The sequence below is a fragment of the Micromonospora violae genome, assembly GCF_004217135.1.
In the GTDB taxonomy this organism is placed as follows: Bacteria; Actinomycetota; Actinomycetes; order Mycobacteriales; family Micromonosporaceae; genus Micromonospora; species Micromonospora violae.
In genome coordinates, this window is the sequence record NZ_SHKK01000001.1 from 5,636,300 (window position 1) to 5,654,880 (window position 18,581).

Annotated in this window: 17 protein-coding genes and 2 tRNA genes; 12 read left to right on the plus strand and 7 right to left on the minus strand. The window is 69.3% G+C overall.

What is annotated here, in order from left to right; translation table 11 throughout:
• Positions 1 to 190: 190 nt before the first annotated feature.
• The 4 genes from yidC to rpmH are packed head-to-tail and all read right to left on the minus strand — an operon-like array spanning position 191 to position 2,058.
• Positions 191 to 1,180 (minus strand): membrane protein insertase YidC, encoded by a 990-nt coding sequence (yidC, locus tag EV382_RS25315; protein WP_130405833.1) that lies wholly within the window; start codon positions 1,178 to 1,180, stop codon positions 191 to 193.
• Positions 1,177 to 1,473 (minus strand): membrane protein insertion efficiency factor YidD, encoded by a 297-nt coding sequence (gene yidD / locus EV382_RS25320; RefSeq protein WP_130405835.1) that lies wholly within the window; start codon positions 1,471 to 1,473, stop codon positions 1,177 to 1,179. The genes yidC and yidD overlap by 4 nt, the downstream gene beginning before the upstream one ends.
• Entirely contained in the window at positions 1,470 to 1,886 is a 417-nt protein-coding gene (gene rnpA, locus EV382_RS25325; RefSeq protein ID WP_130405837.1) for a ribonuclease P protein component, read from the minus strand. Before rnpA ends, yidD begins: the two co-directional genes overlap by 4 nt.
• A gap of 34 nt (positions 1,887 to 1,920) precedes the next feature.
• Positions 1,921 to 2,058, minus strand: a complete 138-nt coding sequence (gene rpmH, locus EV382_RS25330; protein WP_007453904.1) for a 50S ribosomal protein L34 — start codon at positions 2,056 to 2,058, stop codon at positions 1,921 to 1,923.
• A gap of 655 nt (positions 2,059 to 2,713) precedes the next feature.
• Here rpmH and dnaA point away from each other — a divergent pair.
• The 5 genes from dnaA (at position 2,714) to EV382_RS25355 (ending at position 9,087) form a co-directional block, all read left to right on the plus strand.
• A complete protein-coding gene (gene dnaA, locus EV382_RS25335) occupies positions 2,714 to 4,513 on the plus strand; it encodes a chromosomal replication initiator protein DnaA (RefSeq protein ID WP_425272002.1) in 1,800 nt (599 codons plus the stop codon).
• Positions 4,514 to 5,289: 776 nt separating this feature from the next.
• Complete coding sequence (gene dnaN, locus EV382_RS25340; protein WP_130405841.1) at positions 5,290 to 6,423, plus strand: DNA polymerase III subunit beta; 1,134 nt, start codon at positions 5,290 to 5,292, stop codon at positions 6,421 to 6,423.
• A 40-nt stretch (positions 6,424 to 6,463) separates the two neighbouring features.
• On the plus strand, positions 6,464 to 7,336 hold the full coding sequence (gnd, locus tag EV382_RS25345) for a phosphogluconate dehydrogenase (NAD(+)-dependent, decarboxylating) (protein ID WP_130405843.1): 873 nt from the start codon (positions 6,464 to 6,466) through the stop codon (positions 7,334 to 7,336).
• Positions 7,337 to 7,352: 16 nt separating this feature from the next.
• Positions 7,353 to 8,486 carry a DNA replication/repair protein RecF gene (recF, locus tag EV382_RS25350; RefSeq protein WP_130405845.1) on the plus strand — a complete coding sequence of 378 codons (1,134 nt, stop codon included), beginning with the start codon at positions 7,353 to 7,355 and terminating at the stop codon, positions 8,484 to 8,486.
• Complete coding sequence (locus EV382_RS25355) at positions 8,476 to 9,087, plus strand: DciA family protein (RefSeq protein WP_244236812.1); 612 nt, start codon at positions 8,476 to 8,478, stop codon at positions 9,085 to 9,087. Before recF ends, EV382_RS25355 begins: the two co-directional genes overlap by 11 nt.
• Positions 9,088 to 9,096: 9 nt before the next feature.
• On the opposite strand, the gene EV382_RS25360 is transcribed toward EV382_RS25355, so the two are convergent.
• A complete protein-coding gene (locus EV382_RS25360; RefSeq protein WP_130405847.1) occupies positions 9,097 to 9,324 on the minus strand; it encodes a hypothetical protein in 228 nt (75 codons plus the stop codon).
• A 122-nt stretch (positions 9,325 to 9,446) separates the two neighbouring features.
• On the opposite strand from EV382_RS25360, the gene EV382_RS25365 reads away from it, so the two are divergent.
• The gene (locus EV382_RS25365) at positions 9,447 to 9,935 is read left to right on the plus strand and encodes a MarR family winged helix-turn-helix transcriptional regulator (protein ID WP_130405849.1); all 489 of its coding nucleotides are present in this window, start codon (positions 9,447 to 9,449) and stop codon (positions 9,933 to 9,935) included.
• Here EV382_RS25365 and EV382_RS25370 read toward each other — a convergent pair.
• A complete protein-coding gene (locus EV382_RS25370) occupies positions 9,920 to 10,474 on the minus strand; it encodes a hypothetical protein (protein ID WP_130405851.1) in 555 nt (184 codons plus the stop codon). The genes EV382_RS25365 and EV382_RS25370 overlap by 16 nt on opposite strands.
• Before the next feature lie 521 nt (positions 10,475 to 10,995).
• On the opposite strand from EV382_RS25370, the gene gyrB reads away from it, so the two are divergent.
• From gyrB to EV382_RS25395, 6 genes are all read left to right on the plus strand, one after another.
• Entirely contained in the window at positions 10,996 to 12,942 is a 1,947-nt protein-coding gene (gyrB, locus tag EV382_RS25375; protein WP_130405853.1) for a DNA topoisomerase (ATP-hydrolyzing) subunit B, read from the plus strand.
• A gap of 130 nt (positions 12,943 to 13,072) precedes the next feature.
• A complete protein-coding gene (gyrA, locus tag EV382_RS25380; protein ID WP_130405855.1) occupies positions 13,073 to 16,855 on the plus strand; it encodes an intein-containing DNA gyrase subunit A in 3,783 nt (1,260 codons plus the stop codon).
• Positions 16,856 to 16,859: 4 nt separating this feature from the next.
• Entirely contained in the window at positions 16,860 to 17,774 is a 915-nt protein-coding gene (locus EV382_RS25385; RefSeq protein ID WP_130405857.1) for a DUF3566 domain-containing protein, read from the plus strand.
• Positions 17,775 to 17,925: 151 nt separating this feature from the next.
• Positions 17,926 to 17,999, plus strand: a tRNA-Ile gene (locus EV382_RS25390).
• A 42-nt stretch (positions 18,000 to 18,041) separates the two neighbouring features.
• Positions 18,042 to 18,170, plus strand: a complete 129-nt coding sequence (locus EV382_RS33600; protein ID WP_244236813.1) for a DLW-39 family protein — start codon at positions 18,042 to 18,044, stop codon at positions 18,168 to 18,170.
• A 42-nt stretch (positions 18,171 to 18,212) separates the two neighbouring features.
• Positions 18,213 to 18,288, plus strand: a tRNA-Ala gene (locus EV382_RS25395).
• Positions 18,289 to 18,349: 61 nt separating this feature from the next.
• On the opposite strand, the gene EV382_RS25400 is transcribed toward EV382_RS25395, so the two are convergent.
• Positions 18,350 to 18,562: a TetR-like C-terminal domain-containing protein gene (locus EV382_RS25400; protein ID WP_130405859.1), complete on the minus strand. Its 213-nt coding sequence runs from the start codon at positions 18,560 to 18,562 to the stop codon at positions 18,350 to 18,352.
• Between the last annotated feature and the right edge of the window lie 19 nt (positions 18,563 to 18,581).

Below are 18,581 nucleotides of genomic sequence, written 5' to 3' on the forward strand. Positions count from 1 at the left end.
GGCCGGACCGTCGGGTCCGACTGGTTTCCCGGGGCCGGCGGGAGGTCGCCGGTGCCCACGGGCACGTCTGTACGGGCAGTGTCGCCCGTGGCCGCGCGGCGCGCGGTCGGTTCCACCCGGCGCCGGCCGTACGGCGGCTGCGCGGTGCGGAACGGGCCGCCACCGGTGGTCCGGCGGCGGCCCTCGCGGATCAGCCCTGCCGCTTGGCGGGGCGGCTCTTCTTCGGGTTGTTCACCGGCTTCGCGCCCGGCTTCGGCCCGGCCACCTTGGGCGCGGCCGCCTTGACCGGCGCCGGCGGGGCCGCCTTGCCGCGGCCGAACAGGCCACCGGACTTGGCGGGCTGCACCGGGTTACGGGAGGCGGCGGGGGCGACGGCCTTCTTGGCCGTCACCGGCGGCGGGAACTTCCGCAGCACCCACTGCTGCTGGCCGAGGGTGAAGAGGTTGTTGGTGACCCAGTAGATGATGACGCCGATCGGAAAGATCGCGCCGGAGATCAGCAGCGACGCGGGGATGCCGTAGAGCATCAGTCGCTGGATCATCCGCTGCTGCGGGTCCTCCGCCCAGCCGGTCTTGAGGATCATCTGACGGCTGGTCAGGTAGGTGGTCGCGATCATGACCAGCACCAGGACACCGGCGATGACCTTCACGGTGCTGCCGTTGGCACCGAGGCTGGCCAGCTCGTCGGCCGTGGAGCCGAACTTGCCGGCGATCGGGGCGGTGAAGAGCTTCGCCTGCGAGGCGCTCTGGAACTGGTCGACGGTCCAGCCGTAGAGGGTCTTGTTCTGCTTGTCCGGGTCGAGGCGGCGCAGCACGTGGAAGAGGCCCAGGAAGACCGGGATCTGAAGGAACATCGGAAGGCAACCCATCAGCGGGTTGGCCTTCTCCTTCTTGTACAGCTCCATCATTTCTTTCTGGAGCGTCTCCCGGTCACCCTTGTGCTTCTCCTGAAGCTCCTTGACCTTGGGCTGGAGCGCCTGCATCGCCCGCTGCGACTTGATCTGCTTGACGAAGACGGGGAACAGGATCACCCGGACGGTGACCACCAGGAAGACGATGGCCAGGATCCAGGCGAAGTTGGTGCCGAGCACCGCGCCGACCGGCACCCCGATGGCGTCCCAAGCAGAGTGCCAGGTCAGCAGGATCCACGAAATCGCGTAGTAGATCCAGTCGAGACTCAATTCGGGGCTCCAGTCACATCAGCACGACGGCGGCCGCCCGGCTCCGGCACCGGGTCGTATCCACCAGGGTGAAAGGGGTGGCAGCGCAACAACCGCCGGACCGCCAGCACAGCTCCCCGAAGCGCGCCGTGCCGAGCGACCGCCTCTTGGGCGTACGCGCTGCACGACGGGTAGAACCGACAGCGAGCCGGCAGTGCCGGACTTATCCACCGACGGTACGCGATGATAGGCGCGATCAGCACCTTGGCACCGGTTGTCGACGGGCGTGGGCTGGTCTGCTCGGTGCCGCTCATCGGGACCGCCGCTCGCGGGGCGACCGGGCGACCGCGATGGCGGCGTCCAGGTCGGTGGCGAGCCGAGGGTACGACGCCTGCGCCGCGGCGGGGAGCGCCCGCACCACGAGGGTGCTGCCGGCAGGCAGGGCGGTCAGCCGTTCCCGGACCAGCGCGCGCAGTCGGCGTCGGACCCGGTTACGGGTCACCGCGTTGCCGACCGCCTTGGACACGACGAAGCCGGCACGGGACGGCGCGGACGACTGGTCCGCACTGGTGTCCTGTGCCGGCTCCGGCGAGGTCGGTGTGCTGGGGTCGGGGGTCACCGGCACGGCCAGGTGGACCACGACGGCTCCACGTCCGGCGCGTCGGCCACCGCGAACCGCTGCGGCGAAGTCAGTGCTGCGCCGCAGTCGCTGTGCGGCGGCCAGCACGACTGCCCACGTCCCCTGGACCGGCCCGGTCGGCTCAGGCCGACAGGGTGGTGCGACCCTTGGCGCGACGGCTCGACAGGATGGCACGGCCGGCACGGGTGCGCATGCGCAGCCGGAAGCCGTGGGTCTTCGCGCGCCGGCGGTTGTTCGGCTGGTAGGTGCGCTTGCTCACGTCAGGCTCTCCGTTTTCGTACGCGCCCCGCGCGACGGGATCGCCGGGGTCGTGTGGTGGTCCAGGCCACCTCGACGGTGGCCCACGATCGGTGCTGTCCGGCGGAGCGGGGCCTCGGCGATGCGGGGATGCGACCGTGGACAGCAAGCACCCATCACCCTAGCAGAGGGCGAGAAAGCAGCCGTTCCAGCCTACGCAGGGGGGCAATGACCGTCAAACACCCCGAGCGGCGGACAACGGGACGCGCCCGAGGCCGGACGGCGGTTTTCGCTGATGCCGACAAGGGCGCCGTCGCGTCGCCGGTTGATGGCGCAGGGACAACGCTGTTACCGTGCCCGATTGCGGTGAGCGTCTTCAAGCTCCGGTCGTCGCACAGGCAAGACCGGACAAGGCAGTGAATCGTTCGGCACGGTGAACCCGCTTCAGCGCCCGTTCAGGCAGGGGCAGGTCCCACCCCCGTCCGGTGGCGGCCACATTTGGTCGGTACACAGGCTGTGGATAACTTGTGGATGACCACCGGTCGATCGTCCGGGTGGGTGTTGTTCCACCCGCGAACGCGGCGGGCCCGGGACGGCCGGCTGGCAGACAGCGGCGGCCGGGGAGCAGAAGCGAGGGGGGTGGCACGACGGTGGCCGGTACGACCGACCTTGCCGCAGTGTGGTTAGCGGCGACCGACGAGCTAGCCGACGAGATCATCTCCGCTCAGCAGCGTGCGTATCTCCGACTGACCCGCCTGCGAGCCATCGTCGAGGACACCGCGCTGCTCTCCGTTCCGGACGCGTTCACCCGCGACGTGATCGAGTCACGGCTGCGCCCGGCGATCACCGAGGCGCTCACCCGCCGGTTGGGTCGACCGATTCAGGTCGCGGTCACCGTGCGGGTGGCCGAGGACGCCGCCGGCCGACCAGCGGGCACCGTCTACCGCAGTGGCCCGGAGACCGGGCAGCTCGATCTCGACGGTCCGGGTGTCTCGTCGTTCGACGACGACCAGGGCACCGGCCCGCACGCCGACACGATGATCCCTGAGCAGTCCCCGGCGCGTACGTCCGATCCGGTGGCACCGCCCGCGCCGGCGGGTCCGCCGCTCGCGCCGGGCGTCGACGGGCACCGCCCGGGGTTGATTCCGGCCAGCCGGGACGGGCAGGAGGCGTTGTTCAGCACCGCCTTCGCGGAGCCGTTGCGGCCGCCCCGACCGGGCGCGGACCGACGCGGCTACGACGAGCAGGCCGCCCGCCTGGACCCCTCCGGCCCGGACACCCGGCCCTACGAGCCGCGCTACCGGGACGACTCGGCGTCGCCGCGCGACCAGCACGTGATCCGTGCGCTCCCGCGGGACAGCGGAACGGACAGCGGCCCGGGTCGCAGCGCGGTGGACCATCGCAGCGGTGGCCGCGACGACCGCCGGTTGCCCGGCGCCGACACCGGCGGCAACCGGCTCAACCCGAAGTACATGTTTGAGACGTTCGTCATCGGCTCGTCCAACCGCTTCGCCCACGCCGCGAGCGTGGCGGTGGCCGAATCACCGGCCAAGGCGTACAACCCGCTGTTCATCTACGGGCACTCCGGGCTGGGCAAGACGCACCTGCTGCACGCCATCGGGCATTACGCCACCACGCTCGGCAACGCCCGCTCGGTCCGGTACGTCTCGACCGAGGAATTCACCAACGACTTCATCAACTCGCTCCGGGACGACAAGACCAGCGCGTTCCAGCGGCGCTACCGCGACGTCGACATCCTGTTGATCGACGACATCCAGTTCCTGGAGAACCGCGAGCGCACCCAGGAGGAGTTCTTCCACACCTTCAACACCCTGCACAACGCCAACAAGCAGATCGTGATCACCTCGGACCGGTCGCCGCGTCAGCTCGCCACCCTTGAGGACCGGATGCGAACCCGGTTCGAGTGGGGGTTGCTGGCCGACATCCAGCCGCCGGATCTGGAGACCCGGATCGCGATCCTGCAGAAGAAGGCTGCGCAGGAGCGGATGTACGCGCCGCCGGACGTGTTGGAGTTCATCGCCTCCCGGGTGTCGAACTCGATCCGGGAGCTGGAGGGCGCGCTGATCCGGGTGACCGCGTTCGCGAGCCTGACCCGGTCGACCGTCGAGCTGTCACTGGCTGAGGAGGTTCTTCGGGACTTCATGCCGGACGGCGCCGGTCCGGAGATCAACGCGGACCAGATCATGGCCTCGACCGCTGACTACTTCGGGGTGAGCCTGGAGGACCTGCGCGGCCAGTCCAGGTCCCGGGTACTGGTCAACGCCCGGCAGGTGGCCATGTACCTGTGTCGGGAGTTGACCGAGCTGTCGCTGCCCCGGATCGGGCAGGCGTTCGGTGGCCGGGACCACACCACCGTGATGCACGCCGACCGCAAGATTCGGCAGCAGATGGCGGAGCGCCGCTCGCTGTACAACCAGATCGCCGAGCTGACCAACCGGATCAAGCAGAACAGTTGAGGCGTACGGCCGCCGTCGCGGCGGTACCCAGCCCGGGACACGCCCGGCCGGATCTCCGGCCGGGCGTTGTTTTTGGTCCGCCGACTGGACTCTCGACATGGTGGAGACCACAGCATTGAGGCCGTGACCGCCTCGTCGTCCACTCGTTGTCCACAGCTCGTTGTCCACCGCCGGTGGATAACTACGGTCCGTCCTTCACCGGTTACCCACAGGCTGTGGAGAAACCCTGTGCACGAGGCTGTGGACGCCTGGGGACGACGGGCACGTTTTCCACCGATCACGATCAACCTGTGTACGAGCTGTTGAAGGTTCTGGGGATGACGGCAATGGTGATCTTCCCCGCGATCCACAGGCTTGGGGAGAAAGTCGGTGGATTACCGGTGGATAACCGGTGGACAACGGTGGACAACTGGCCGGCGCGGCCGGGCTGTGGACACACAAGCCGGTTGTACCCCCGGTTCTCCACAGCTAAATCACCGGTGGATAGCCTGTCTGAGCTGCGCAAACCCCGGTTCTCCACAGTTTGCACAGGTGCGATGAAGACGATGAGTTATCTCTTCTAAGAGAACAAAAACCAATCATCACCGTTGGGCTTTCTGTGGATCGGGCCGAACGCTGCCGGATCAACCCCGTCAGCATCGACACGATCCATGGGGTCGGGCGCACAGCCGATGTCCCCGCGCCCTAAGGTGCGATGGGTACCCGCACGGTCGGGCGGGACGGTAGGCAGCGGTCGGCATGAGAGAGTTGTCGCTGACGTCGACGCGGAGGCATTGATGAAGTTCCGAGTGGAGCGTGACGCGCTCGCCGAGGCTGTGGCGTGGACCGCAAAGAGCCTGCCCAACCGGCCATCCGTACCGGTGCTCGCCGGGGTGATGCTCCGCGTCACCGACGGCAACCTGCGGGTCTCCGGGTTCGACTACGAGGTCTCCAGCCAGGTGACCGTTGAGGTGCAGGGCGACGCCGACGGCGCCGCGCTCGTCTCCGGCCGTCTGCTCGCCGAGATCACCAAGGCGCTGCCGGCCAAGCCGGTCGACATCGCCGCGGTCGGCGCGCACCTCGAGTTGGTCTGCGGCAGCGCCCGGTTCACCCTGCCCACCATGCCGGTGGAGGATTACCCGGCGCTGCCCGAGATGCCGCAGAGCGCCGGCACTGTCGACGCCGCCGCGTTCGCCACGGCGGTGTCCCAGGTCGCCATCGCGGCCGGTCGTGACGAGACGCTGCCGATGATGACCGGGGTCCGCGTCGAGCTGTCCGGCGACACGCTGTCGATGCTCGCCACCGACCGTTACCGGTTGGCGCTGCGCGAGATCCAGTGGCGGCCGGACGACCCTGAGGTGAGCATCAACGCCCTGGTGCCGGCTCGCACCCTGAACGACACCGCCAAGGCCCTCGGCCCGCTGGGCGGCGAGGTCACCCTCGCCCTCGCCCAGGGCGCTGCGGGCGAGGGCATGGTCGGTCTCGCGGGCGGCACCCGACGCACCACCAGCCGGCTGCTCGACGGCGCCAACTACCCGCCGGTGCGGTCGCTCTTCCCGGCCACCCACAACGCCGCCGCCCGAGTCCCGGTCAGCACGCTGATCGAGGTGGTCAAGCGGGTCGCGCTGGTCGCCGAACGCACCACGCCGGTGTTGCTCAGCTTCAGCGCCGACGGCCTGGTGGTCGAGGCCGGCGGTTCCGAGGAGGCCCGCGCCAGCGAGGCGATGGAGGCCACCTTCACCGGTGACCCGCTCACCATCGGTTTCAACCCGCAGTACCTCATCGACGGTCTGGCAAACCTGGGATCCCAGACGGCCGTGCTCTCGTTCGTCGACGCCTTCAAGCCCGCGGTGATCTCGCCCGCCGGCGAGGATGGCGAGGTCATTCCGGGGTATCGGTACCTCATCATGCCGATCCGCGTCTCGCGCTGATCGCGCGCAGCAACACCCAGATCCACGGAGGTAGGAACACATGCAGCTCGGCCTAGTAGGACTCGGCCGTATGGGCGGCAACATGCGGGAGCGGTTGCGTTCGGCCGGGCACGAGGTGGTCGGCTTCGACCACAACGCGCAGATCAGCGACGTCACGTCCCTCGCGGGCCTGGCGGAGAAGCTTGAGTCCCCGCGCGCGGTCTGGGTCATGGTGCCCGCCGGTGTCACCGACGCCACCATCGACGAGCTCGCCGAGGTGCTCGGCGAGGGCGACATCATCATCGACGGCGGAAACTCGCGCTTCAGCGACGACGCCCCGCGCGCCGAGCGGCTCAACGAGCTGGGCATCGGCTACATCGATGTCGGGGTCTCCGGCGGCGTCTGGGGCCGGCAGAACGGCTACGGGCTGATGGTCGGCGGTGCCCAGGAACACGTCGACCGACTGATGCCGATCTTCAACGCGCTCAAGCCGGAGGGTGAGTTCGGCTTCGTGCACGCCGGTCCGGTTGGTGCCGGGCACTACTCGAAGATGGTGCACAACGGCATCGAGTACGGCCTGATGCACGCCTACGCCGAGGGCTACGAGCTGATGGCCGCCTCGGAGCTGGTGACCAACGTGCCGGGCGTCATCAAGTCCTGGCGCGAGGGCACTGTCGTCCGGTCCTGGCTGCTCGACCTGCTGGACCGGGCGCTCGACGAGGACCCGGAGCTGGCCGAGCTGAGCGGCTACACCGAGGACACCGGCGAGGGCCGGTGGACGGTCGACGAGGCGGTCCGGCTGGCCGTGCCGCTGAACGTCATCACCGCGTCGCTGTTCGCCCGGTTCGCCTCGCGGCAGGACGACTCGCCCGCCATGAAGGCCGTCTCCGCGCTGCGTCAGCAGTTCGGTGGCCACGCCGTCCACAAGCGCTGAGCGGTATCCACAACCTGTGTACGTTCGCCGGCTGGAACTGGTCGACTTCCGCTCGTACGAGCGGGTGGCCGTCGACCTCCAGCCGGGGGCGAATGTTCTGATCGGTGCCAACGGCGTCGGTAAGACCAACCTCGTCGAAGCGCTGGGCTACGTGGCGACCCTGGACTCACACCGGGTCGCCACCGACGCGCCTCTGGTCCGGATGGGCGCCGCGTCCGCGGTGATCCGCTGCGCGGTGGTGCACGACGGCCGCGAGCTGTTGGTCGAGCTGGAGATCGTGCCCGGCAAGGCCAACCGGGCCCGTCTGGGCCGCTCGCCGGCGCGGCGGGCCCGGGACGTGCTGGGGGCGCTCCGGCTCGTACTGTTCGCCCCGGAAGATCTTGAGCTGGTCCGGGGTGACCCCGGCGAACGCCGCCGCTACCTGGATGACCTGCTGGTCAACCGACAGCCCCGGTACGCGGGGGTGCGGGCCGACTACGAGCGGGTCGTCAAGCAGCGCAACGCCCTGCTGCGCACCGCGTACCTGGCCCGCAAGACCGGTGGGTCGCGGGGCGGCGACCTCGGCACCCTCGCCGTCTGGGACACCCACCTGGCCCAGCACGGTGCGGAGTTGCTCGCCGGCCGGCTGGAGTTGGTGGCCGCGCTCACGCCGCACGTGGCGAAGGCGTACGACGCGGTGGCCGCCGGTCGGGGTGCGGCGAGCATCGCCTACCGACCCTCGATCGACCTGGCCGAGCCGACCACCGACCGGGGCGCGTTGGCCGAGGCGTTGACGGCGGCGCTGGCCGCGTCCCGTTCCGCCGAGATCGAGCGGGGCACGACCCTGGTCGGGCCACACCGGGACGAGCTGGCCCTGAGTCTCGGTCCACTGCCCGCCAAGGGTTACGCCAGCCACGGCGAATCCTGGTCGTTCGCGCTCGCGCTGCGGCTGGCCGGGTACGACCTGTTGCGCGCCGACGGCATCGAGCCGGTGCTGGTGCTCGACGACGTCTTCGCGGAGTTGGACACTGGCCGCCGGGAGCGGTTGGCGGAGTTGGTGGGTGGGGCGAGTCAGTTGCTGGTCACCTGCGCGGTGGACGACGACGTGCCGGCCGCCCTGCGCGGCACTCGCTATCAGGTCGGCGAAGGGACGGTACGCCGTGTCGGATGAGCCACGCCCACGTCGGGCGGCGGAAGGCGACCGCCCGGCCGCGCGTACCCCGAAGCAGGCGGCGGATTCGGCGGGCGGTGAGCCGGCGGCGGCCCCCAGCGGGCCGGAGCTGGCGCGGGCGGTGCTCGACGCGGCGCTGTCCCGGCGGCAGGCGGCAGCACGCGCCCGGCGTACGCCTGGCAGCGGCGACGGTGCCGGCGGCTCGGGGCGGCGGCTGCGCGGCTACTCCGGTCCCGGCCCCGACCCGCGCGACCCGCAGCCGCTCGGCGCTGTGCTCAACCGGCTGGTGAAGGCGCGTGGCTGGCAGCAGCCGGCGGCCGAGGCCACGGTGTTCGGCGCCTGGGAGCGGGTTGTCGGCCCCGAGGTCGCGCAGAACAGCCGGCCGGTGAAGTTGGAGAACGGCGAGCTGACCGTTGAGGCGCGCTCGACCGCCTGGGCCACCCAGTTGCGGCTGCTCGCCGGCTCGCTGCTCAAGCAGATCGCCAGCGAGGTCGGTCACAACGTGGTGCGCAAGCTGCACATTCACGGCCCGGCCGCGCCGTCCTGGGGGAAGGGACCACGCCGGGTCCGCGGGCGGGGTCCGCGCGACACGTACGGCTGAGCCGACTGCTCAGCCGCGCCGGTCGGCCTCGCGGGCTGCCCGTTTGCGTTCGCGCTGCTCCCGAGTGAAGCGTTTGCGCTCGGCCAGGTCGCGTTTCCACGCCTCGCGGGCCTCGGTCGAGCCGCCCTGCACCGCACCCTGCACGCCCTCGGCCGGGCCGGCGAGGTGCCGGAAGGCCCAGCGCATCAAGCGGCCCCCCTCGCCCGGGGCCCTGGTGACCGCGTCGTCCTCGCTCATCTGCCGCCTCTTCCCCGCGTCGCCTCGCCGCCCGGCCCGTCGCACGAGCAGATCATTGGGGCACCAATGGTTGGTGTGCCAATGATCGGTACGATAGTCATCGTGCGTGGAGAGGGCAACCGATGAGCGAACGACCGGACGGCGTCGACCCGCTGGCGTTGGAGCAGCAGGTCTGTTTCGCCCTCTCGGTCGCCGCGCGCAGTGTGGTGGCCGTCTACCGGCCGCTCCTGGAGCCGATGGGGCTGACCCACCCGCAGTACCTGGTGATGCTGGCGCTCTGGCAGCACGCGCCGTTGTCCGGCCGCGACCTCAGCCGCCTGCTCCAGCTCGATCCGGGCACGCTGTCGCCCCTGCTCAAGCGGCTGGAGGCGGCCGGCTACCTGCGCCGGGAACGCGACCCGAACGACGAGCGCAGCCTCGCCGTCACCCTCACCGCCAGCGGCGCCGCGCTACGGAGTCAGGCCGAGCTGATCCCGGCCGCGATCGTTGACCGTCTCGGGCTGCCCGTCGAGGACCTGCGACACCTGCACACGGTGCTCACGCAGGTGATCGCGGCCGCCAACCGGCCGGCCGCCTCGGAGTCTGACCCGGCGGCTCAGGCGTCGGCGTAGACGGCGAACCCGCGCTCGGCGCAGCGCCGGTAGAACGCGGCCAGCACGCCGAGCTCGGCGCAGGTGAAGTTCCACTGCGGCGGGTCGCCGCGCTCGTCGCGCAGCGCGTCGAGCCGGCTCTCCAGCCAGCGCAGCTGCTGCTCGGCCAGCCTGCCGTCGCCGAGGAGCGAGCGCAGCACCGTGCTCACCGTCTCGAAGGTGACCGCTTCGCTGGTCGCGCGGTGCGCGGCCACGAACCTCTCGATGCCACTGGCGATCCAGGAGCAGCCGTCCGGGTCGATCACCGGGTCCTCGTCCTCGGCGGCGGCGTCTGTGGCGTACAACACACCTTCGAGGCCGAGCAGGAGATCCACCAACTCGGTGTACGCGGTCGCCCGGATGGTGCCGGTCTTCGCGATCAGCTCGGCCAGGGCCGCGGTCGGCGCGGAGATGCGCGGCAGGTCGACGATCTCGCCGAAGTCGACGAACTCGGCCGGCGCGACCGGATCGTAGAAGCGGCCGGTCCGCGGCCAGTGCACCGCGACGTTGTCCAGCCCCATCTGTCACCTCTTAAAGAGCACGTGTCGGGTCGATCGGGTCGATCGTCCCGGTTCCAACCGCTAAAGATCAAGGCTGGTTCCGGGGCGCCGCAAACGTACGGCACGGACGCTTCGGCCGCGACCCCCGACCCGCCCGACCGCGGGTCAACCCGTTCCGGGGCGGCGCGTGCGATGGGAGCCTGGCGTGTGGGGGGAGTCGTGGGCGATGGGGTTCTGCCGGCTATGGACTTCTCAGCCGCCTCGCTGAGGGTGCCGAGTGGTGGTTCTGTCCTCCGCGCACAGTAGGATTGACAGCGAGACGAAGACCCGGTGCGGGAGTGGGACGGGGCCGATGGCCCAGCTCCATTCTCCATGTCGGGTCGAGCCGATCGCGATCCGCGGGCAACCGCGGCGACCGGCGCGTTCGACCCGCTGTCCGGAGGTCTCCGGTGCCGGTCCGCGCGCCGACGTCGCGTCCTGTCCGCCGAACCCGCGCCCGACGCGCCCCTACCGGCGCGGCGGACGCGAGAAAGTGGCCGAGGGTGGCAGCGCAGGACAAGCAGGAGTACGGCGCAGAGTCGATCACCGTTCTCGAGGGGCTGGAGGCGGTTCGCAAGCGGCCCGGTATGTACATCGGGTCCACCGGCGAGCGCGGTCTGCACCACCTCGTCTGGGAGGTCGTCGACAACGCGGTCGACGAGGCGCTGGCCGGATACTGCGACACCATCGACGTGGTGCTGCTCGCCGACGGTGGCGTCCGAGTCACCGACAACGGCCGTGGTTTCCCGGTCGACCTCCACCCGAAGCTCAAGAAGCCGGGTGTCGAGGTCGCGCTCACCGTGCTGCACGCCGGTGGAAAGTTCGACGGCAAGGCGTACGCCGTCTCCGGCGGTCTGCACGGCGTCGGCGTGTCCGTGGTGAACGCGCTCTCCACGAAGATGGCTGTGGAGATCCACAAGTCCGGGTTCGTGTGGCGGCAGCAGTACCACAACTCCAAGCCCACTCCGCTGGAGAAGGGCGAGACCACCGACCGCACCGGCTCGGCGGTCTCCTTCTGGCCGGACGCGGACGTTTTCGAGACCGTCGACTTCGACTTCCAGACCATCTACCGGCGACTGCAGGAGATGGCCTTCCTCACCCGCGGCCTCACCATCCACCTGCTCGACGAGCGGGTCCCCGAGGGTGAGGACGGCAAGCCCCGCGAGGTCACCTTCCGCTACGACGGCGGCATCGCCGACTTCGTCCGGCACCTCAACGCCTCCAAGAACCCCATCCACAAGACGGTGGTGGAGTTCGGGGCCGAGGAGGAGGGCATGTCGCTCGAGATCGCGATGCAGTGGAACGAGTCGTACGGCGAGTCGGTCTACACCTTCGCGAACAACATCAACACCCACGAGGGCGGCACGCACGAGGAGGGCTTCCGGTCCGCGCTGACCAGCGTGGTCAACCGGTACGGCGCCGACAAGAAGCTGCTCAAGGGCGACGAGAAGCTCTCCGGTGAGGACATCCGCGAAGGGCTCGCGGCGATCATCTCGGTCAAGCTGACCAACCCGCAGTTCGAGGGTCAGACCAAGACCAAGCTCGGCAACACGCCGGTGAAGAGCTTCGTGCAGCGGGTCTGCAACGACCGGCTGGTCGACTGGTTCGACCGCAACCCGGCCGAGGCCAAGATGATCATCCAGAAGGCGTCCCAGGCGGCCCGCGCCCGCATCGCCGCCCAGCAGGCCCGCAAGCTGGCCCGGCGCAAGTCGCTGCTGGAGTCCGGCTCGATGCCCGGCAAGCTGGCCGACTGCCAGTCCACCGACCCGCGCGAGTCCGAGGTCTTCATCGTCGAGGGCGACTCGGCCGGCGGCTCGGCCAAGCAGGGCCGGGACCCGCGCACGCAGGCGATCCTGCCGATCCGCGGCAAGATCCTCAACGTGGAGAAGGCCCGGATCGACCGGGTCCTCAAGAACAACGAGGTCCAGGCGCTGATCACCGCGCTCGGCACCGGCATCCACGACGACTTCGACATCGAGAAGCTGCGGTACCACAAGATCGTGCTGATGGCTGACGCGGACGTCGACGGCCAGCACATCCAGACCCTGCTGCTGACCCTGCTGTTCCGCTTCATGCGTCCGCTGGTCGAGCTGGGGCACGTCTACCTGGCCGCCCCGCCGCTCTACAAGATCAAGTGGAACAAGAAGGGTGACGACGCGCAGTACGCCTACTCCGACCGCGAGCGGGACGGGCTCATCGCCTTGCGCCAGCAGAAGAAGGCCAACGCCAAGCCGGACGACATCCAGCGCTTCAAGGGCCTCGGCGAGATGAACTATCCCGAGCTGTGGGAAACCACGATGAACCCGGCGACGCGTACCCTGCGTCAGGTCACTCTCGACGACGCGGCGACCGCCGACGAGTTGTTCAGTGTGCTGATGGGTGAGGACGTCGAGGCGCGCCGGTCGTTCATTCAGCGCAACGCCAAGGACGTTCGGTTCCTGGATATCTGACGGACTGCGCTGGATCGGCCGGGTACTGCCCGGCCGATCCAGCGGTCCACAGAGTTATCCACAGCTTGGCCGGTATCCACAGCCGTTATCCACAGCACGAAAACGACTCTGAGTCTGATAAGGGTAAACAGTGACCGATTCTCCCGAGTCCACACCGAACGAGCCCGAGGTCCCCGCCGAGGCCATCGCCGCGGTGGTCGCGCACGACCGGATCGAACCGGTCGGGCTCGAGGTGGAGATGCAGCGCTCCTACCTCGACTACGCGATGAGCGTCATCGTCGGTCGCGCGCTGCCGGACGTCCGGGACGGCCTCAAGCCGGTCCACCGCAAGATCCTGTACGCGATGTTCGACTCCGGCTACCGTCCGGACCGGGGGTACGTGAAGTGCTCCCGCGTCGTCGGCGACGTGATGGGCCAGTTCCACCCGCACGGCGACTCGGCGATCTACGACGCGCTGGTCCGGATGGCGCAGCCCTGGTCGCTGCGCTACCCGCTGGTCGACGGCAACGGCAACTTCGGCTCACCGGGTAATGATCCAGCTGCGGCCATGCGATACTGCATATCAGGAAATGTCCGTATTCGTACCGCCGACGGCAGCGTGCGGATCGCGGACGTGGTGGCCGACGCCGCGCCGTCCAGCGAGACCGACATCGACCTCAAGGTCCGCGACCGCAACGGCGACCTGGTCCGCGCCACCAAGTTCTTCCACTCCGGCGAGCACCCCACGCTGCGGCTGCGAACCCGCGAGGGGTACGAGCTGACCGGCACCCACAACCACCCGGTGCTCTGCCTGGTGGACGTGGCCGGCGTGCCGACCCTGCTCTGGAAGCTGCTGGCCGAGATCTCCCCCGGCGACCGGGTCGTTCTTCAGCGCTCAGTGCCGGACGAGATCGGCTACCCGATGCTGGAGCACGTCGAGGCGGCCGTCCTCGCGGGTGCATTCGTGAGTGAGGGCTGGGTCTCCCCGAGTCGTGCCGGGTTCAACAACGTCGACCGGGAATTCTTCGTCCGGGTTCTGACGGCCTACGACCTCGCCGTCGGTGGCCCGCGCTACGTCGGCGAGCGGGCCATCGCCTCTGGCAGCACCCTGCACGAACTCGATGTGCAGGACCTCACCGCGCTGCGCGGGAGCCTCCTGGGCGAGATGATGGGTGCCCGGAGCGCCGCGAAGTTCGTACCCGAGTTCGTCTGGCAGGGGCCGGCCGCCGTCAAGCGGGCGTTCCTCCAGGCGCTCTTCGAGGGCGACGGCTCGTCCTCGCTGCTGCCGCGCAACACCATGCAGATCTCGTACTCGACGCGCAGCGAGCGGTTGGCGGCCGAGGTCCAGCAGTTGCTGCTGGAGTTCGGCGTGATCAGCCGGCAGACCCGCTACGACGACGGCGAGATCAAGGTCGTGGTGACCAACCGCCGCGACGCCCGGATCTTCGCGGCGCACGTCGGTTTCCTCGGCCGCAAGCAGGCCAAGTTGGAGGCCGAGCTGGCCCAGGTGCCGGCGAGCAGCACCGCGCTCTCCAGTGACCACGTGCCGCTGGTCGGCGACTTCATCCGCGAGCACGGCGCGCAGCGCTGGACCGAGCTGGACTGGCTGCGCCGGCACAACGTGGACCGGGTGGAGCGCTGGGAGCGGGACCGCGACGAGATCGCCGCCCGGATCACCAACACTGAGGTGCTCGACGTGGTCGAGCCGTTGGTCGACGGCCGCTTCTACTACGCCGAGGTGGCGCAGATCACCGACGCCGGCGTCCAGGCGGTCTACAGCGTCCGGGTCGACACCGACGACCATTCGTTCGTCTCCGACGGTTTCGTCAGCCACAACACCGAGTGCAAGCTCGACCCGCTCGCCATGGAGATGCTGCGGGACATCGACGAGGACACCGTCGACCTGCAGGACAACTACGACGGCCGGGCCAAGGAGCCCACCATCCTGCCGTCGCGGATCCCCAACCTGTTGGTGAACGGCTCCGAGGGCATCGCGGTCGGCATGGCCACCAAGATCCCGCCGCACAACCTGCGGGAGATCGGTGCGGCGGTGCAGTGGTGCCTGGAGCACCCGGATGAGGACGAGGAGACCACCCTCGAAGCCCTGCTCGGCATCGTCAAGGGCCCGGACTTCCCGACCCACGGCCTGATCGTGGGCACGACGGCGATCCAGGACGCGTACCGCACGGGTCGCGGCTCGATCCGGATGCGCGCCGTGGTGGAGGTTGAGGAGGACAAGCGGGGCCGCCCCTGCCTGGTCGTCAGCGAGCTGCCCTACCAGGTCAACCCGGACAACCTCGCCGAGCGGATCGCCGAGCTGATCAAGGAGGGCAAGCTCGCCGGCATCGCCGACATCCGCGACGAGTCCTCCGGGCGTACCGGCATGCGGATCGTGCTGGTGCTCAAGCGCGACGCCGTCGCGAAGGTCGTGCTGAACAACCTCTACAAGCACACCCAGCTTCAGGAGACCTTCGGCGCCAACATGCTGGCCCTGGTCGACGGGGTGCCGCGCACGCTCAACCTGGCGCAGTTCATCCGCTACTACGTCGAGCACCAGATCGACGTGATCCGTCGGCGGACCGCGTTCCGGCTGCGCAAGGCCGAGGAGCGGGCGCACATCCTGCGCGGCCTGGGCAAGGCGCTGGACGCGCTGGACGAGGTGATTGCCCTGATCCGGCGTTCGCCGACCGTGGAAGACGCGCGGCAGGGCCTGATCCGGCTGCTCGACATCGACGAGATCCAGGCGACCGCGATCCTGGACATGCAGCTGCGCCGGCTCGCCGCGTTGGAGCGGCAGCGGATCGTGGACGACCTGGCCAAGCTCGAGCTGGAGATCGCCGACCTCAAGGACATCCTCGCGAAGCCGGAGCGGCAGCGGAAGATCGTCTCGGAGGAGCTGGGCGAGATCGTCGCCAAGTGGGGCGACGACCGCCGGACGCAGATCGTCCCGTTCGACGGCGAGGTCTCGATGGAGGACCTCATCGCCCGCGAGGACGTGGTCGTCACGATCACCCGGACCGGGTACGCCAAGCGGACCAAGGTCGATCTCTACCGCTCGCAGCGGCGCGGCGGTAAGGGTGTCAGTGGCGCCACGCTGCGGCAGGACGACATCGTCAGCCACTTCTTCGTCTGCTCGACCCACGACTGGATCTTGTTCTTTACGAACAAGGGGCGCGTCTACCGGGCCAAGGCGTACGAGTTGCCGGAGGCCAGTAGGGTAGCCAAGGGCCAACACGTGGCCAATCTGCTCGCCTTCCTGCCCGACGAGCAGATCGCGCAGATCATCGAGATCCCGAACTACCAGGTAGCCCCCTATCTGGTACTGGCCACGAAGAACGGCCTGGTGAAGAAGACGCGGCTCGAGGAGTTCGACTCCAACCGTTCCGGCGGCATCATCGCGATCAACCTGCGCGATGAGGACGAGCTGGTCGGTGCTGCGCTGGTTGCTCCGGAGGACGACCTGCTGCTGGTCTCGAAGAAGGCACAGGCGATCCGGTTCAACGCCTCGGACGAGGCGCTGCGGCCGATGGGCCGGGCCACCTCGGGCGTGATCGGCATGCGCTTCACGGACGACGACGTCCTGCTCGCCATGGAAGTCGTGCGGGAAGGTTTGGACGTTCTGGTGGCCACGAACGGGGGATACGCGAAGCGCACCCCGATCGAGGAATACCCGGTGCAGGGCCGGGGAGGTAAGGGCGTGTTGACTGCGAAGATCACCGAACGGCGCGGTGGTCTGGTTGGCGCGGTGGTGATCGATCCGGACGACGAGCTGTTCGCGATCACCAGCAATGGTGGTGTCATTCGGACTCCGGTGAAGCCTGTACGCCGTACGCGCGACCGGAACACAATGGGGGTCAAACTGATGGACCTCCCGGACGGCGTGACTATCGTGGCGATTGCTCGCAATGCCGACGAGCCTGACGAACAGGACTAGTTGAATGACGGAGACACAGGCGAAGTCGGGGAACACGGGGACCTCGGCCAACCCGGTCGACGAGGAGGCCGCCAAAGGCGGCACACCAGCGACCGGCCGCGCGGCCGTGGGCCGGGCGACGGTCCCCGCCGACGCGCCTGCCCCGAAGTTCACCAGGGCTCCAGGTATGACACCCCCGCCGGAGCAGCCAGGCGACGACGGCGGGTCGGGCGACAAGACCGAGGCGTCCAGCGCCGAGGCGCCGACGTCGGCCGCCGCCAACCCTCCGGGTAAGGCGGCGGCACCCTCGGACCGTCCGGCGACCACCCAGCCGATCGGTGTCCGGCCCGGGCAGGCCGCGTCAACCGGGTCCACCGGCACCCAGCCGCGGATCACGCCCGGCATGACCCAGCCGCAGCCGGACGCGACGCGTACCGCTGCCGCCACCGGCCGCCCGGCCAGCGGCGGTGGCCTACCACCGGGGATCGGCAACGCGTCCGCCGTCGGGGCCGCCCGCGTCGGCGACGCGGTGCGTGCGGCGCGTACGTCGATCAGCTCGGCCGCCTCCCGCGGGCCGCGCCGGGCCCGGCTGAACCTGAAGCGGATCGACCCGTGGTCCGTGATGAAGTTCGCGTTCGCGGTCTCGGTGGTGCTCTTCATCGTCGTGGTGGTGGCCACCTCGGTGCTCTACCTGGCGTTGGACGCGATGGGCGTGTTCCAGAGCGTCAACGAGAGCCTGAGCGACCTGGTCAACGCCGGCGGCGGTCAGAGCACCAGCGGCTTCCAGATCACCGCCAAGGGCGTGATCCTCAGCTCGGCGCTGATCGGCCTGGTCAACGTGGTGCTGTTTACCGCGCTGGCCACGCTCGGTGCGTTCGTCTACAACGTCTGCGCCGACCTGGTCGGCGGGATCGAGCTGACCCTCGCCGAGCGGGACTGAGTGACCGGGACGCCGGGGCACCGTGGAAAGCGGTCGCTCCGGCGTCCCGTACTCGGGTAGGTTTTGCGGGCGTGGACGGGCCCGGCTCGCAGACGCGGACCCCGATTTGGGGCCAGCCGAGCGGATGGGTTAATCTTGCTCGTCGCAACGCGGGGCTATAGCTCAGTCGGTTAGAGCGCAGAGCTGATAACTCTGAGGTCGATGGTTCGATTCCATCTAGCCCCACCGCATGTCGTCCGACGATAGTCGAGCGCGAGGGGTCGCCCCATGTTCAAGAAGCTGCTGATTCTGGCTGGCGTCGTCGGTGTGGGCGTCGTCGTGTTCAACAAGATCAAGGCGTCGAACGACGAGCGTGCCCTGTGGCACGAGGCGACCACGTCGCCCGACCTCCGCTGACGCTCGGTCCGGCGGGGAACGATCGACGCCGCGGCCACTCACGGGGCCCTAGCTCAACTGGCAGAGCACTGCCTTTGCAAGGCAGGGGTTAGGGGTTCGAGTCCCCTGGGCTCCACCAGCACTTTCTCTGGTTGATCGCGCTCCGAGTGCAGCCAGGCGGTCACGCCGTTTCTCCTCGCCTAGCGCGCGATCGATGCAGCCGCCCAGGCGCGGAACGTAGCGTCCAGGGAGTCGACCAGCCGGTCGAACGTCTCGTCGAGGGACTGCGGCAGCCCGAACCCGCCGGCCGCCTCCAGGGTCACGAACCCTTGCAGGACCACGCGTATCGCGCGTACCGCGTGGATCGCGTCATCCCCGGTGATGTCGTAGCCCCTCAGCAAGGCGAGCAGCATGTCGACCGTTGCCCGTTGG